The organism is Nocardia pseudovaccinii NBRC 100343 (assembly GCF_001613225.1).
Taxonomy (GTDB): Bacteria; Actinomycetota; Actinomycetes; order Mycobacteriales; family Mycobacteriaceae; genus Nocardia; species Nocardia pseudovaccinii.
In genome coordinates, this window is the sequence record NZ_BDBY01000230.1 from 1 (window position 1) to 18,032 (window position 18,032).

Consider the following 18,032-nt stretch of genomic DNA (forward strand, 5'->3'; position numbering starts at 1 on the left):
TGCACGCCGGGCTGGCCGGGCTCGTCTGGCACGAACAGGACAGCGATCCGAACACCGGCCGGTTGCTGTTCCGCTGGGGCGGGGCGCGACTGCACCAGCCGCTGGTCAAGGCGACGACGCTGCGGGTCATCGCGGTCGCGAGCGGCCCGGAGACGATCTCCGTTGCGACCGTTGACGATTCGGGACGGCCCGTGATCTCCGTCGACGCGGTCGTCATGCGGCCCTACGACGTGAAACAGATGCGCGCCACACTGGCCGGGGATGACGCCGACCTCTACGAGATCCAGTGGACGCCGGTACCGGCGGCGACATCGGGTCTGTCCGCGGACCGGATGGCCGTACTCGGTTCGGTACTGGTCGACGGAATCGAAACCTGCTACCCGACTCCATCAGAAATCGTTGCGGCACAAGTGATTCCGGATGTCGTGTGGTGGCATCCGGAGGTCATCGATGCGGCCGAGGATTCGGCGGTCGTTCGCGGCCACCTGGAAACGGTCTTGGCGACGGTACAGGCCTGGCTGGCCGACGATCGTCTGGCCGACACTCGGCTGGTCGTGGTGACGGCGAACGGTGCCGCGCTGCCGGGCGTGGCTCCGAATCTCGCCGCGGCGGCCGTCTGGGGCCTGGTGCGCAGCGCCCAATCCGAATATCCGGGCCGGTTCATCCTCCTCGACGCCGACCTGGCGGCCGCCGCGTCCATGGATTACCCGACGCTGGTCGGCGCGGTGATCGCGGCAGACGAACCGCAGGCCGCGGTGCGCGACGGCGCATTGCTAGTCCCGAGACTGGCGAAAGCACGAGCCGAGCACGATGCCGAGCCGGGCCCAGCCCACCCGTCGCCCGACCACCCCTCATCGAGTCGCTCCGCGACGCTGTCACTTGGCGCAGGCACCGTACTGATCACCGGTGGCACCGGTGGCCTCGGCGCACTCGTGGCTCGACATCTGGTCGCCGCACACGGAGTCCGCCGTTTGCTGCTGGTCTCCAGGCGTGGCGAAACTGCCGACGGTGCAACGGAACTGGTGTCCGAGCTGTCGCAAGCGGGCGCTGCTGTCAGGGTGGCGGCCTGCGATGTAGGCGATCGAGAAGCTCTCCGTTCGCTGCTGGATTCGATCGAGTCCGAGCATCCGCTGACCGGCATCGTCCATGCGGCGGGAGTCCTCGACGACGGCACCCTCGCGGGCCTGACCGCCGAGCAACTGCGGCGCGTATTCGACTCGAAGGCCACCGCCGCTTGGCACCTGCACGAGCTCACTCGCGACCGTGACCTGTCGGCCTTCGTGCTGTTCTCCTCTGTCGCGGCAACGGTCGGATCGGCGGGACAGGGCAACTACGCGGCGGCCAACGCATTCCTCGACGCGCTGGCGCACCGTCGCCGAGCCGAAGGGCTGTCCGCGATTTCGCTGGCGTGGGGGCCCTGGAATTCCGCCGCGGGGATGACCGGCGCCTTGGACCGCAGCGCCGTCGCCCGCTGGGAACGGCTCGGCCTGCACCCACTGCGGAACGACGAAGGTCTCCGGCTGTTCGATGCGGCCACCGGCCGCGCCGCCGCGCACCTGGCGGCGATCGGGTTCGACCCGGCGCAGTTGCGGCGCGAAGCACGCAACGGTGCGGTGCCGACAGTGTTCCGCGGTTTCCTGCCCCGCACCACGGACCGGACCGCGGCCGCGTCGAGTTCGCTGGGCACACGACTGAGCCGGGTACCGGAGGGCCGACGCGCCGAGGTGGTGCTCGACCTGGTCCGGGAGCACGCCGCGGCCGTCCTCGGACACGGTTCCGCCGAAGACATCAGCCCCGACGAGCGATTCGACGCACTGGGATTCGACTCGCTCGGCGGCGTCGAATTCCGCAACCGGCTGTCGAAGGCGACCGGTGTCCAGCTGCCGTCCACCCTGGTCTTCGACCACCCCACCGCCGCGGCGGTCGCCACCCTCTTGCACGCCAAGATCGAGGGAACAGCATCCGGTCCAAGGACCGCACGGGTGTCGCGCCGCGTCCGCGTGGACGAGCCCATCGCGATCGTCGGCATGAGCTGCCGATTTCCCGGCGGCGTCCGAACCCCGGAGCAGTTGTGGGATCTGGTGCGGTCGGGGACCGATGCCACCACCGAATTCCCGAACGATCGTGGCTGGGATCTGGAGCGGCTGATCGACCAGGACCCGGACAAGCCCGGCACGGTCTACAGCCGCGGCGGCGGATTCCTGGACGACGCAGGCGATTTCGACGCCGGATTCTTCGGAATCAGCCCACGCGAAGCCTTGGCCATGGATCCGCAGCAGCGGTTGCTGCTGGAAGCATCGTGGGAGGCACTGGAGGAATCCGGAATCGACCCGAACACATTGCGCGGCAGCGATACCGGTGTGTTCGCGGGTGCGTGCGCCTCCGGATATGTCGATCGCGTGACCGGCGACCTGGAAGGATTCCGGCTGACCGGCACCACCCACAGTGTCGTCTCCGGCCGCGTGGCCTACGTGTTCGGCCTCGAGGGACCGGCGGTCACGATCGATACCGCATGCTCGTCCTCACTGGTGGCCATGCATCTGGCGTGTCAGGCCCTGCGTCAGGGCGAAACATCGCTGGCCGTGGCCGGTGGCGTCACCGTGGCCGCAACCCCTTATCTCTCCGTGGATTTCGCGCGGCAACGCGGCCTGTCGCCGGATGGCCGATGCAAGGCGTTCTCCGCCGCGGCAGACGGTGTGGCCTTCGCCGAGGGCGTGGGCGTACTGATCCTGGAGCGGCTGTCGGACGCGCAGCGGCTGGGCCATGATGTCCTGGCCGTCATCCGGGGCAGTGCGGTGAACCAGGACGGTGCGAGCAATGGCCTGACCGCGCCGAACGGTCCGTCGCAGGAGCGAGTGATCGCGCAGGCCCTCGCGAATGCCGGGCTCACACCCGCCGACGTGGATGCCGTGGAAGCGCACGGGACCGGCACTCCGCTGGGGGACCCCATCGAAGCCAACGCGTTGATCGCCGCATACGGGCAGGATCGCGGCGATCGGGAGCCGCTGCGCATCGGATCGATCAAATCGAATATCGGTCACACCGTCGCGGCGGCCGGTGTCGGTGGCGTGATCAAGATGGTGCAGGCGCTGCGACACGAAACCCTGCCCCCGACCTTGCACGCGCAAGCGCCGTCCCCGCACGTGGATTGGTCCGCGGGCGCGGTGCGCCTGCTGACCGGGCCGGAACCGTGGCGTGCCGGGGGAACGGTTCGCCGGGCAGGTGTGTCCTCGTTCGGCGTCAGCGGCACCAACGCCCACCTGATCCTCGAGGAAGCGCCCGCCCCGCAACCTGTCGTCTCGCCACCGGCTACCGAAAGCCCGCACACGGCGGTGCCATGGCTGGTTTCGGCCAAGAGTGAGAACGCCCTGCGGGCACAGGCGGCGAAACTGCGGCAGTGGCTGATCGATCACCCCGACGCCGATCCGGCGGATGTGGCCTATTCGCTCGCCACGACACGTGCGCGGCACGAGTGGCGAGCGGCGATCCTCGGTTCCGAGCGCGACGAACTGCTCGCGCGGCTGGCGAAGCTGGTCGCCGGATCCGGCTCGGCCGGAGTGGTTTCCGGCACCGCGGGCTCGGGGAAGACCGCCTTCCTGTTCACCGGTCAGGGTGCGCAGCGGGTCGGCATGGGCGCGGGTCTCTCCGAGGCCTTCCCGGTATTCGCCGCGGCGCTGGACGAGGTGTGCGCCCGGTTCGATCGGCTGCTCGGATGTTCCCTGAAGCAAGCGATGTTCACCGGACACCTGATCGACGATCAGGGCGTCACCGCTAGCGACTGCTTGTCAGGTCGCTCGAAAGGGTCAGCGGAAACCGGGATTCTGGATCGCACCCGACTCACCCAGCCCGCGCTGTTCGCGTTCGAAGTGGCGCTGTATCGGCTGCTGGAGTCGTTCGGGCTCGTCCCGGACATGGTGATCGGGCATTCGATCGGTGAACTGGCCGCGGCGTATGTGGCCGGTGTGTGGTCACTGGAGGATGCCTGCGAGCTGGTCGCGGCACGAGGGCGGCTGATGGATGCGCTGCCCTCCGGCGGCGCGATGCTCGCGGTCGCCGCGTCCGAGACCGAAATCGGCGCGGCGATCGCCGGATTCGGTGATCGGGTATCCGTGGCGGCGGTGAATGCGCCTGCGGCCGTGGTGATCTCGGGTGACGAGCAGGTCATCGACGAGATCGACCGGCAGTTCACCGAGCGCGGTCGCAAGACGAGCCGACTGCGGGTGTCGCATGCGTTCCATTCCCATCGGATGGACCCGATGCTGGCGCAGTTCGAGACCCTCGCGGCGGGAGTGACCTTCAACGCCCCGCGAATTCCGTTGGTGTCGAACATCTCCGGCCGGATCGCGGGAGATGAGATCCTGGATCCGGGGTACTGGGTGTCACAGGTGCGCGACGCGGTGCGTTTCGCGCCCGGAGTCGAGACGCTGGTGGCGTCGGGCGTGCGCCGGTTCCTCGAAGTCGGACCCGACGCCGTGCTGGCGGCGATGACGCGGCACACCCTGCCCGCGGAGGTCGAGGCTCGATCGGTGGTCGCCGCGGCGGCCCGTCGCGATCACGACGAGGCCGAACAGTTCCTGACCATGCTCGGCCACGCGCACACCGCCGGGCTGGCCGTCGACTGGAATCCGTTGTTCGCCACCCGCCAGGTGTCACGAATTGCCTTGCCCACCTACGCCTTCGAACATCGGCGGTACTGGCTCGAACCCAGCCTCGGGGAGACCCGGAACGCGACCTCGGAACACCCGCTGCTCACCGATGTGGTGCGAGTGGCCGACCGCGACGAGTGGCTGTTCACGGGGCGGCTCTCGCTGCGCACCCATCCCTGGATCGCCGACCACACCACCTACGGCGTGGTGCTCGTCCCGAGTGCCGCGCTCATGGAGATGCTGCTGGTCGCGGGTCCGCGGATCGGATGCGGCGCCGTGGAGGAGCTCATCCTCGAGACGCCGATCCTCCCGCAGGCGGACGGCGAGGTCGAACTCCAGGTACTGGTGCGGGAACCGGATGCCACGGGACGTAGATCGTTCACGTTCCACTACCGCCTCACCGGCGATAGGGCCGACAGCGAGTGGACGCGCAACGCCAGTGGTGTGCTGAGCGGTCGCCAGCTGATCGACATCGGACTGATGGACATGCTGCGAAACGCGCCGTGGCCGCCGGTCGACGCCGAACCGGTTGATACCGACTGGATTCCGGCCCAGGTGGCGCGTGCCGCCGGACTGGAATACGGCGCCTCCTTCATCGGCGTCGACGCCGCATGGCGCAGCGGTGACACGGTTTTCTCCGAGGTCACCCTGAGCCAGGAATTCCCGGCCGAGCGGTTCCAGCTGCATCCGGCGCTGTTCGACATGGTGATGCATGCGGGAATCGCCTGCTTGATCTGGCCCGACCACAAGGGCGATCCCGCCGAGGGCAAACTCCTGTTCCGTTGGGGCGCAACGCAGATCCACACCACGTCCACGGTCAGGACGTTGCGGGTGATGGCCATCCAGCGCAGCGGTGAGGCGATCACCGTCGTGGCCGTCGACCAGGACGGAACTCCGGTGGTCACCATCGACGAAGCGGTCATGCGCTCCTACGACGTCCAGCAGTTCCGCGCCACGCTGCCGGGCGGACGCGCGGCACGGTACGGGTTGCGCTGGGCGACGGTGGAGTTACCCGACGGACACACCCCGACCGAGAGCGCGGCCGTGCTCGGAGCCGGGCACGTGGACGGAATCGACCAGCGGTATCCGGATCTGACCACGCTCGCTTCGGCTTCGATTGTTCCGGACGTCGTGGTGTGGTCCGAAGCCGCTGCGCTGCACGGTGATTCGCAGCCATCCGCGCGCGACCGGGTCCATGCCGCCTTGCGCACGGTGCGAGACTGGTTGGCCGACCAGCGATTCGCACGATCGCAGCTGGTTGTGCTGACAAACCGTGCGGCAGCCCTGCCCGATGAGACGCCGGATACCGCATCGGCCGCGGTATGGGGGCTGATACGTAGCGCTCAGACCGAATATCCGGATCGGATCGTGCTGCTCGACGCCGACGAATCCGGTGGTGCACAGCACATTTCGGCCGACTCGATCCGAGCTGTGCTCGAGACCGGCGAGTCGCAGGTGGCAGTGCGGGGCGATCACGTCCTGATACCGCGACTCGAGGCACTGACCTCGGGCGAGGTCACAGAGCAAGTATCGTTCGGATCGGGAACCGTGCTGATCACGGGCGGAACCGGAGGATTGGGCGCGCTGCTGGCCCGGCATCTGGTCACCACACACGGTGTGCGGCGACTATTGCTGGTCTCGCGCCGTGGCGAGCGTGCCGAGGGTGCAACGGAACTCGCGGCGGAACTCTCCCGATCTGGCGCCGAGGTGCGGATCGCGGCCTGCGATGTCACCGACCGCGACGCGCTGCGCGAGCTGCTGGCTGGCCTGCCCGCGGAGCACCCGCTCACCGGTGTCGTCCACACGGCGGGCGTGCTCGACGACGGCACGTTCCACACGCTCACCGGTGACCAGGTCGATCGGGTGTTCGCTCCCAAGGCCGATGCGGCCTGGCATCTGCACGAGCTCACCCGGGACCTGAATCTGTCGGCGTTCGTGCTGTTCTCCTCGATTGCCAGCCTGATCGGTTCGGCCGGGCAAGCGAACTACGCTGCCGCGAACAGCTTCCTGGACGCCCTCGCGATGCAACGCCGCGCCGCGGGACTGCCCGCACTCGCACTCGCCTGGGGGCCGTGGCAGCAGGACATAGGCATGACCGGCGCGTTGGATCGCACGGCCATGAACCGGTTGGAGCGACTTGGCCTGGCTCCGTTGGACCGCGCCGACGGCCTGCGGTTGTTCGATGAATCGCTGACCACGGCCGAACCGGTATCGGCGCTGTTGCAGCTGGATACCGACAAACTGCGCCTGGAAGCGCATACCGGTGCGATTCCGGCGGTGCTGCGCGGGTTCGTCCGGGCACGCGGCCGGTCGGCCCCGGCATCGAGTGGTGAACTGTCGCTCGGGGAGCGTCTGCACGGTGTGGCCGAGGCGAAGCGACGTGGGGTCGTCCTGGATCTGGTGCGCGAACACGTGGCGGCGGTGCTCGGTTACGGGTCGGCCGACGACATCGGACCCGATCGCGGCTTCAGCGAACTCGGCTTCGATTCCCTCGGCGGAGTCGAATTCCGGAACCGGCTCTCGAGGGTGACTGGGCTGTCGCTGCCCTCGACCTTGGTCTTCGACTACCCGACCGCGGGAGATGTCGCCGACTACCTGCTGGCGGAGACCGCGGTTGCAGCGCCTGCGCAACCGACATCGGCGGTGCCCGACGACATCGCGCGGCTCGAGGCCCTGCTCGAGCGGATCATCGCCGACGGCGGCGACAACGACGAGACCGTCGCCGGATTGCGGGGCGTCAACGAGCGCCTGCGCGCCTACCTGACCGGCACATCGTCGGAGGGTGCCTACGACGATCTCGAATTCCATTCCGACAGTGAGCTTTTCGACCTGATCGACGAGGAGTTTGGCCCAGCATGAGCAACCCCGCCGCCAGCAACGAGGAACGGCTCAGCCGGTATCTGCGCAAGCTCACCGGAGACCTCCGCGCCGCCAAGAAGCACATCCAGCACCTGGAAGAACGTACCGGCGAACCGATCGCGATCGTCGGCATGAGCTGTCGGTATCCAGGCGGTGTCGAAACTCCGGCGCAGTTGTGGGATCTGGTCGCTTCCGGTATCGACGCGGTCGGTCCGTTCCCGGCCGACCGAGGCTGGGACCTCGAGCGCCTGTTCGACACGGATCCGGATACGCCGGGGACCATCTACACCCGGGAAGGCGGATTCCTGGACGCGGCAGGCGATTTCGATGCGGGATTCTTCGGAATCGGCCCGCGCGCGGCCGAGGCGATGGATCCGCAACAGCGCCTGTTCCTGGAAGCGGCATGGGAGGCATTGGAGGACGCAGGCATCGATCCGGCGACGCTGCGCGGCAGCGACACCGGAGTATTCGCCGGTGTGATCCACCAGGACTACGGCCCCCGCGTGGGTTCCCCGGGCCTGACCGCAGAGTCGGAAGGCCATGCCTACCTGGGTGTTTCGGCCAGCGTTCTGTCCGGGCGGGTCGCCTTCACCTTCGGGTTCAAAGGTCCGGCACTCTCGGTGGACACGGCGTGCTCGTCGTCGCTGGTCGCGCTGCACCTCGCGTGTCAGGCGTTGCGTCAGGGCGAGACCTCGCTCGCCTTGGTCGGCGGGGTCACCGTGATGTCGGACCCCACACTGCTGATCGCCTTCGCCCGGCAGGGTGCGCTGTCCCCGGATGCACGGTGTAAGGCCTTCTCGGCAGCGGCGAACGGGACCGGATTCTCCGAGGGCCTCGGTATGCTCGCGGTCGAGCGGTTGTCGGATGCGCGCCGTCACGGCCACCAAGTCCTCGCGGTCATCCGCGGCAGCGCGGTCAACCAGGACGGCGCCAGCAGCCATCTGACCGCACCGAACGGTCCTTCGCAGGAAAAGGTGATCGCGCAGGCCCTCGCCAGTGCCGGTCTCACGCCCGCCGAAGTGGATGCGGTCGAAGCACACGGCACCGGCACCACCCTCGGCGACCCGATCGAGGCGCAGGCGCTGATCGCCGCCTACGGACGCGATCGCGCCGGAGATCCGCTGCGCATCGGCTCGCTCAAGTCGAATATCGGACACACCTCCGCCGCGGCCGGTGTCGGCGGCGTGATCAAGATGGTGCAGGCTATGCGGCACGAAATCCTGCCCGCGACACTGCATGTCGATGCTCCGACGCCGCATGTGGACTGGTCGGCGGGCTCGGTGCGGCTGCTCACCGAGGCAGAACCGTGGCCGGTCGGCGAGCGGGTGCGTCGCGCGGGCGTGTCCTCATTCGGCGCCAGCGGAACCAACGCGCACCTGATTCTGGAAGAGGCCCCCGTCCTGGCGGAGGCTCCCGCCGAACCGGCGGACGACACCGCCGATCGTGCTGCGAAGGTGGTCGCCGCCGATGTCTCCCCATGGCTGCTATCGGCGAAAACCGAGGACGCCTTGCGTGCGCAGGCGGCCGAATTGCGGCAATGGGTGACCGAAAACCCCGATTCGGCAGTCGAAGACATCGGCTATTCGCTGCTGACGACCCGCGCCCGGCTCGACTGGCGGGCCGCGGTAGTCGCCGACGACCGCGACACGATGCTCGCCGGACTGGCGGCACTCGCGGAACACGGATCGGCGAGCACCGCCGGTGGCGTGACGGCGGGGCAAGCGGTGACGCGCAAGGCAGCCTTCCTGTGCACCGGACAGGGCGCACAGCGGGCCGGGATGGGACGTGAACTGTACGAGGCGTTTCCGGTATTCGCTGCCGCGCTGGACGAGCTGTGCGAGCAGTTCGATCCACTACTGGGCGGTTCGCTGAAGCAGTTGATGTTCACCGGTCGGCTGGCCGACGGCAGCACTGACACTGTTCTGGATCGGACCGAGTTCACCCAACCCGCGCTGTTCGCATACGAAGTCGCCCTGAGCCGACTACTGAACTCGTTCGGCGTGACACCGGATGTCCTGGTAGGACATTCGATCGGTGAGCTGGCCGCCGCGTACATCGCCGGTATGTGGTCGCTCCCGGACGCGTGCCGACTGGTCGCGGCGCGCGGCCGCCTCATGGGGCAGCTGCTCGAAGGCGGCGCGATGCTGGCCATCGCGGCGAGCGAGCACGAGGTATCCGCGGCCCTCGTCGGCCATGACGACCGAGCGTCCATCGCCGCGGTGAATTCACCCGCAGCCGTTGTGGTTTCCGGTGACGAGGATGCCGTGGCGGCACTCGAGCAGTGGTTTGCCGACCGCGGGCGCAAGACCTCCCGGTTGCGGGTGTCGCACGCGTTCCATTCCCACCGGATGGAACCGATGCTGGCCGAGTTCGCCGTTGTCGCACGGGATGTGACCTACCATCGCCCGCAGATTCCACTGGTATCGAATCTCTCCGGCCGGATCGCGGGCGATGAAGTGCTGGAATCCGCCTACTGGGTTCAGCAGGTGCGGGCGGCCGTTCAGTTCGCCAGGGGCGTGGACACCTTGGTGGCCTCGGGCGTGCGTCGATTCCTGGAAATCGGTCCGGACGCGGTGCTGACGGCGATGACCCGGCAATGCTTGCCGGAAGATGCCGAAGCACAGTCGTCGGTGATTGCCGCTGCACGTCGAGGGCGTGCCGAGGTCGAGCAGTTCGTCAACTGCCTGGCACACGCACACACGGTCGGTGTCGAGGTCGACTGGAGCGGATTCTTCACCGCTCGTCCGGTCTCGCGAGTGTCGTTGCCCACCTACGCTTTCCAGCGTCGTCGCTACTGGCTCGAACCCTCGCTCGGCACCGCCGGTGTCGAATCCGTGGGTTTGCGTGCGGTGGAACACCCTATGTTGGATGCGACATTGCCGATGGCAGATGGTGGTGTCGTCCTGACCGGGCGACTGTCACCGCTGTCGCAGCCATGGTTGGCCGACCATGTCATCGGTCGGGTCTTGTTGTTGCCGGGGACCGGGTTCGTTGAGCTGGCGTTGCGTGCCGGTGCCGAAGCCGGGTGCCCGGTGATCGAGGAATTGACGCTGCAGGCGCCACTGGTGCTGCCCGCGGCAGGCGGTCGGCAGATCCAGGTCGTCGTCGGCGGGCCCGCCGACCAGTCCCCGCAGCGGCCGATATCGATCTACTCGCGCGGTGAACACGACCACGACGGACCGTGGGTACTGCACGCGCGCGGCCTGTTGACCACCCGGGACGACACGGCCGAACCCGAACTCGGGGCATGGCCGCCCGCCTCGGCGACCGGTGTCGATGTCGAGTACACCAAGTTCCTGACGCGTGGTTACGAACTGGGTCCGGCCTTTCGAGGTGTGCGGGCGCTGTGGCGACGCGGCGAGGAGGTGTTCGCCGAGATCGCCGCGAATGCGGAGACCGGGGTGCGCGGGGAAGGATTCGGGATCCATCCGGCATTGCTGGACGCGACCTTGCAGGCGGGACTGCTGGCCGGTGTGCTCGAGATCGGTGCCGGGCAGGCGGTGTTGCCGTTCTCGTGGGAGTCGGTGTCGCTGTACGCGACCGGAGCGTCGGTGCTGCGTGTGCGTCTCACCGGGACCGGATCGTCGGTGTCGGTGTGGGTGGCCGACGAGCAGGGGCAACCGGTGCTGTCGGGGTCGGTGACGATGCGCCCGACGCCGCTGGAGCAGCTTGCCGCGGCCGCCGCGGGTGCGGGCGGTCCGGCCGATCGGGTGCTGGAGTTGGTGTGGTCGCCGACCGCGTCCGAGTCCGCGGCGATGGATGCGGGTGTGGGTTGGTGGGACCGTTTGGATCCGGAGTCGCCGGTGCCCCCGGTGGTGGTGGTCGAGGCCGGGGCCGGGCGGAACGAACACACCGGCAGCGATGTCGTGGCCACTACCCATTCCGAGGTCGCACGGATTCTCGAGGTGGTGCAGGCGTGGCTGGGCCAGGACCGGTTCGCTGCGAGCACCCTGCTGATCGTCACGCGCGGCGCGGTCGCGCTGGCCGGTGAGGACCTCACCGATCTCGCCGGTGCCGCGGTGTGGGGCTTGGTGCGTACCGCGCAGACGGAGGATCCGGGCCGAATCGTGTTGGTGGATGCGGATACCGGTGTCGACGAGGGACTCGCGGCCACCGTTGTGGCCGTGGACGAACCCCAGGTCGTCGTGCGCGCCGGGGTCACCCATGCCGCTCGACTCGTCCGACCTACAACGCTCACATCTGTTACGGACGATGATGCTCGCGCCTTTGGTGGGGGGACGGTGCTGATCACCGGCGGCACCGGCGGTTTGGGTGCGGTGGTGGCCCGGCATGTGGTCACCGAGCACGGGGTGCGGTCGTTGCTGCTGGTCAGCCGCCGTGGCCCGCAAGCCGAGGGTGTCGCGGCGCTGTCCGCCGAGTTGGAGCAGCTGGGCGCGCGGGTTCGGGTGGTGGCGTGTGATGTCAGCGATCCCGGCGCGGTGCGCCGCCTGGTGGCCGAGGTGTCCGAGCCGTGGCCGTTGACCGGGGTGATCCATGCCGCGGGCGTCCTCGACGACGGGGTCATCGCGGCATTGACCGCGTCCCGGGTGGATGCGGTACTGGCGCCGAAGGCCGACGCCGCCTGGTATCTGCACGAGGCGACCGCGGATCTGAATCTGGCTGCGTTCGTGGTGTTCTCGTCGTTGTCGGGCACGATCGGCGGCCCCGGTCAGGCCAACTACGCGGCGGCGAACACCTTCGTCGACGGCCTGGTGGCCCACCGGCGAGCACGAGGGCTGGCCGGTCGGTCACTGGCCTGGGGTCCGTGGACACGCTCCAGCGGCATGACCGGACACCTGACCGATGCCGATGCGGCCCGGACGATGCGCGCCGGATTCACCGCGTTGTCGGACGAGCAGGCCTTGGCCGCATGGGATTCGGTGCTCGAAACGGGTCCGGGCCACGCGGTGATCGCCGGGGTGGATACCACCGCGATCCGCGCCCAGGCCGATGCCGGACTGCTGCCACCCTTGCTGCGGGAACTGCTACCACCGGCGGCCATCCGTCCGGCGGCGACCTTGATGGTGATATCCGCTCTGCGGCAACGGCTTACCGGCCTGGATGCGGATCGGCAGCGGCAGGTCGTGCTCGATACCGTCCGTGCGCACGTGACGGCCGTGCTCGGCCGGGATGTCGTGTCCGCGCTCGATGCCGACCGCAGCACCTTCCAGGACCTGGGATTCGATTCCTTGGGTGCGGTCGAGCTGCGCAACCGGGTCAAAGCCGATACCGGCCTGGCGCTGGCGGCCACCGTGGTTTTCGACTACCCCACACCGGCCGCGCTGGCCGAGTATCTCCGCGAACAACTCATCGACGGGCCAGGCGAAAAGCCGGTTCGTTCGATCGACGCGGTATTCGAGGATTTGGAATCCGCCCTCGCGACCGGAAATCGGGGCGAGGAGGAAAAGGCCCGGATCGTGGCTCGGTTGCAGTCCATTGCGACCAGTTGGGCAGCTCGAATCGACACCGCTGGTGTCCATCGCGATGACGATGTGGAAAACGCCGACGAAGCAGAGCTTTTCGCGATTCTCGACAGCGAATTGGAAGCCTGAGCACGGAATTCCTCGAGCTTGGCTCGAGTTCGGAAGGATTGCGGGAACTTAGATGGTCGACGACAACAAGCACCTTGACTACCTGAAGCGCCTGACGGTCGATCTGCGCCAAACCCGCAGGCGGCTGCGGGAAGTCGAGGATCAGAAGTTCGAGCCCATTGCGGTTGTGGGTGTGGCCTGTCGTTACCCGGGCGGGGTGGCCTCTCCGGAGGATCTGTGGAATCTGGTGTCCGAGGGCGTCGACGCGATCGGTGAGTTCCCTACCGACCGCGGTTGGGATATCGACGGGCTCTACGACCCGGACCCGCAGGCGCGCGGGAAGTCGTACACGCGCTCGGGCGGGTTCCTCTATGACGCGGCGGAATTCGACGCGGAGTTCTTCGGGATCAGCCCGCGCGAGGCACTGGCGATGGACCCGCAGCAGCGGATCCTGTTGGAAACCTCCTGGGAAGCCCTGGAACGAGCCGGTATCGAACCGTCGACATTGCGGGGATCCGATACCGGTGTCTTCGCCGGTGCGTCGAACGGGGAGTACGCCGATCTGCTGCACGCGGGTCCGGTGGATCTGCGGGGCTACCTGCTGACCGGTACGACCGGCAGCGTGGTGTCGGGCCGGGTGGCCTACGCACTTGGACTGGAGGGCCCGGCGGTGTCGGTGGACACCGCGTGCTCGTCCTCGCTGGTGGCGGTGCATCTGGCGGCCCAGTCGCTGCGCGCGGGGGAGTGCGCGATGGCGTTGGCAGGCGGCGTGACGGTCATGGGCTCGCCGGGGATGTTCGTGGAGTTCTCCCGGCAGCGGGGGCTGGCGGCCGATGGCCGGTGCAAGTCGTTCGCGGCGTCGGCGGACGGCACGGGCTGGTCCGAAGGCGCGGGCATGCTGGTGCTGGAGCGGCTGTCCGACGCGCAGCGACACGGGCATCGAGTGTGGGCGGTGATCCGCGGCACGGCGATCAATCAGGACGGTGCGTCCAACGGCTTGACCGTGCCGAACGGTCCATCGCAGCAGCGGGTGATCCGCGCGGCGCTGGCCAACGGGCGGCTCTCGGCCGACGACGTGGATGTGGTCGAGGCGCACGGCACCGGCACGGTGCTGGGGGATCCGATCGAAGCGCACGCCCTGCTCGCCACCTACGGACAGGACCGTGATCCGCGTCGGCCACTGTGGCTCGGGTCGCTGAAATCCAATATCGGTCACTCGGTGGCCGCGGCGGGCGTCGGCGGCATGATCAAGATGATCATGGCGATGCGGCAGGGGGTGATGCCGCCGACCCTGCATGTCGACGAGCCCACCCCGCGGGTGGACTGGTCCACCGGCGCGATCGAACTGCTGACCCGGAAGCGGGATTGGCCCGAGGCAGCGGACCGGCCGCGCCGGGCCGCGGTGTCCTCCTTCGGCATCAGCGGCACCAACGCGCACGTCATCCTCGAACACGTATCCGCGGGCGCACCGGCCGAATCTCAGCCGGGCGCCAACCCCGGCGGCTCGGGAAACACTGTCGCGGTCGCGGTTCCGTGGGTGGTGTCGGCGAAGTCGGAGGCCTCGCTGCGGGCGCAGGCCGCGCGGTTGCACGAGTTCGTGGCCGCCGATCCCGCGGTGTCGGTGTCCGCGGTGGCGCATTCGCTGATCTCGACTCGCACGCTGTTCGCGCATCGGGCCGTGGTCGTGGGCGACGACCGGGCCGAGCTGCTGCGGCGGCTGGCCACGGTGGCGGCAGGCGAACCGGGTCCCGATGTCGCCGTCGGTTCCGGCGCGGCGTCGCGGGTCGGTGTGATGTTCGCCGGGCAGGGCTCCCAGCGGGCGGGCATGGGGCAGCAGCTGTACGGCCGGTTCCCGGTGTTCGCCGAGGCTTTCGACCAGGTTCGCGCGCTGCTGGATCCGCTGCTCGGGCTCTCCTTGCGCGACGCGATCAGCTCCGGAACCGAATTGGAGCAGACCCGGTTGACCCAGCCTGCGCTGTTCGCGGTCGAGGTGGCGCTGTACCGCCTGCTCGAATCGTGGGGTGTCACAGCGGATGTGGTGTTCGGGCACTCGATCGGTGAGATCGCCGCCGCGCATGTCGCCGGTGTGCTGAGCCTGGCCGATGCGTGCGCGTTGGTCGCGGCGCGGGGCCGGTTGATGCAGGAATTGCCCACCGGCGGAGCGATGCTCGCGGTGCAGTGCGGTGAACAGGAGATCACCGCACTGCTGGACGGTGTCGACGGGGTGGACGTGGCCGCGGTCAACGGCCCTGCGGCAGTGGTGATCTCCGGTCGTGCGGAGGTCGTCGACGTTCTCGCCGAGCAGCTGCGCGAGCGCGGGCGACGCGTCAAACGCTTGCGGGTCAGCCATGCCTTCCATTCCTCGCTGATGGAACCGATGCTGGCGCGGTTCGCCGAGGTGGTCGCGACACTGCGCTTCGATCCGCCCCGGATTCCGGTGATCTCGTCCGTCACCGGGGCGGTGGCGGATCCCGGCCTGTGGTGCTCGCCGCAGTACTGGGTCGATCAGGTGCGGCGGCCGGTGCGGTTCGCCGACGCCGCGGCCGCGGCCTGGGCCGACGGTGTGGACACCTTCGTGGAAGTGGGTCCCGACTCGGTGCTGTCGGCGATGACGGCCGAGTGCCTGCCCGAGGCGGCGACCGCGGTGGCGGTGCTGCATCCCGAGCGTGACGAACCCGCCGAGATCCTCGCCGCGGTCGCGCGATTGGCCGTGCGTGCGGTGCCGGTGCGCTGGAACGCGGTGCTCGCGGACCCGAAACCGGCACCGGTCGAATTGCCCACCTATGCCTTCGACCGCAGGCGCTTCTGGCTCGAACCCGCGCTCGGTGCCGCCGGTGTCGAATCGGTGGGTCTGGGCGCGATGGGGCATCCGCTGCTGGGTGCGGTCGTCTCGGAAGCGAAGTCCGGCGACGTGCTGCTGACCGGCCGGTTGTCGGTCGCGACGCAGCCGTGGCTGGCCGACCACGCGGTTGCCGGGTCGGTGCTCCTGCCGGGGACCGGCTTCGTCGAGCTGGCCTTGCGCGCCGGTGCCGAAGCCGGATACCCGGTGATCGACGACCTGACGCTGCAGGCGCCGCTGCTGCTGCCCGCCTCGGGCGGCGTGCGGATCCAGGTTGTCGTCGGCGGGCCCGGACCGGAGTTCGCGCAGCGGCCGATCTCGATCTACTCGCGCAGTGAGCACGACCCGGACGGTCAGTGGGTCCTGAACGCGCGGGGGCAGCTGACCACCCCGGACGACACGGCCGCGCCCGCATCGCAGACCTGGCCGCCTGCCGCGGCGACCGATCTCGATGTCGCGTCCGCGTATACGGCCCTGTCGGCACGGGGATACGAGTACGGTCCGGCCTTCCAGAGTGTGCGTGCGTTGTGGCGACGTGGCACCGAGGTATTCGCCGAGATCGCCATCGATGCCGATAGTGGTGCGCGCGCCGAAGGATTCGGGATCCATCCGGCACTACTGGACGGGGCACTGCAGGCCGGACTGCTGGCGGGCGTCCTCGATAATGCCGTGGGACAGCCGGATTCACCGTTCACGATGGCGGCCGGACAAGTCGTGCTGCCCTTTTCGTGGGAATCGGTCGCGCTGCACGCGGCCGAGGCATCGGTGCTGCGCGTCCGGTTGACCACCACCGGATCGTCGGTGTCGCTGTGGGCGGCGGACGAGCAGGGGCAGCCGGTGTTGTCCGGATCGGTGACGCCACGGCCCATGCGACTGGAGCAGCTCGCCGCGGGTGCGCGCGGCGCGGCCGATTCGTTGCTGGAAGTGGTGTGGTCGCCGGTCGAATCGGATTCGCCCGCAGTGGATTCGGGTGCGGTTCGGTGGGACGGGCTGGATCCGGGAGCGGCGGTGCCGCCGGTCGTGGTGGTCGAGACCGGGTCCGGGTGGAGCGAAGGTTCCGGTACCGACGTGGTGACCGCTACCCATGCCGAGGTCGCACGCGTCCTCGAGGTGGTACAGGCGTGGCTGTCCGAGGACCGGTTCGCCGCGAGCACACTGCTGGTCGCCACCCGCGGTGCGGTCGCAATGGCCGACGAGGACCTCACCGATCTCGCCGGTGCCGCGGTGTGGGGCTTGGTGCGGTCCGCGCAGACCGAGGATCCGGGACGAATCGTCCTGGTGGACACCGACACCGACGTCGACCAGTCCGTCGCGGCCGCTGTCCTGGCCGTGGGCGAACCCCAGGTAGTCCTCCGCGACGGCATCACCCACACCGCGCGGCTCACCCGGCCCGCGCCCCTCGCGTCCGCATCGGCCGCCGACGACGCCTTCGGTGCGGGAACGGTGCTGATCACCGGTGGCACAGGTGGTTTGGGTGCGGTGGTGGCCCGGCACGTGGTGGCCGAGCACGGCGTGCGGTCGTTGCTGCTGGTGAGCCGCCGTGGTCCTCGGGCCGAGGGCGTCGCGGCATTGTGCGCCGAGCTGGAGCAATCGGGTGCGCAGGTGCGGGTGGTGGCGTGTGATGTCGCCGATGCCGACGCGGTGGCCGGGCTGCTGGCCGACATCCCCGCGCAGTGGCCGTTGACCGGTGTGATCCATGCCGCGGGTGTGCTCGACGACGGGGTCATCGCCTCCTTGACCACCCGGCGGGTGGATACGGTGCTGGCACCGAAGGTGGATGCCGCATGGCATCTGCATCAGGCGACCGCGGACCTGGATCTTGCCGCGTTCGTGGTGTTTTCGTCGATTTCGGGCACCGTGGGCGGTCCCGGGCAGGGCAACTACGCGGCCGCGAACACCTTCCTGGACGGGCTGGTTGCCCACCGGCGAGCACGAGGGCTGGCCGGTCAGTCGCTGGCGTGGGGCCCATGGGCGCGCTCGGGCGGTATGGCCGGGCAGTTGGGTGAGGTCGACCTGGCTCGGATGAGCCGGGGCGGATTCACCGCGATCCCGGACGAGCAGGCGTTGGCCGGTTGGGACGCGGTGCTCGAACGCGGCACGGCGCACGCGGTGATCGCCACGGTCGACACCGCCGCGATCCGCGGCCAGGCCGAGGCC

The 18,032-nt window shown here is 69.0% G+C and carries 2 protein-coding genes and 1 pseudogene; all 3 read left to right on the forward strand.

Annotation, left to right across the window (positions count from 1 at the left end):
• Positions 1-62: 62 nt before the first annotated feature.
• A pseudogene (locus NP3_RS28980) lies at positions 63-7,505 on the forward strand (type I polyketide synthase); the annotation flags it as partial.
• Positions 7,502-13,057, forward strand: a complete 5,556-nt coding sequence (locus NP3_RS28985) for a type I polyketide synthase (RefSeq protein WP_063044779.1) — start codon at positions 7,502-7,504, stop codon at positions 13,055-13,057. The pseudogene NP3_RS28980 and the gene NP3_RS28985, both read left to right, overlap by 4 nt.
• Before the next feature lie 52 nt (positions 13,058-13,109).
• Positions 13,110-18,032: type I polyketide synthase (locus NP3_RS49960; protein WP_218024954.1), on the forward strand; the 4,923-nt coding region annotated here is incomplete at its 3' end.

What these genes read in the sequence shown, in the direction of transcription:
- NP3_RS28985 (WP_063044779.1), top strand. Translation starts at nt 7,502, where the DNA reads ATGAGCAACCCCGCCGCCAGCAACGAGGAACGGCTCAGCCGGTATCTG.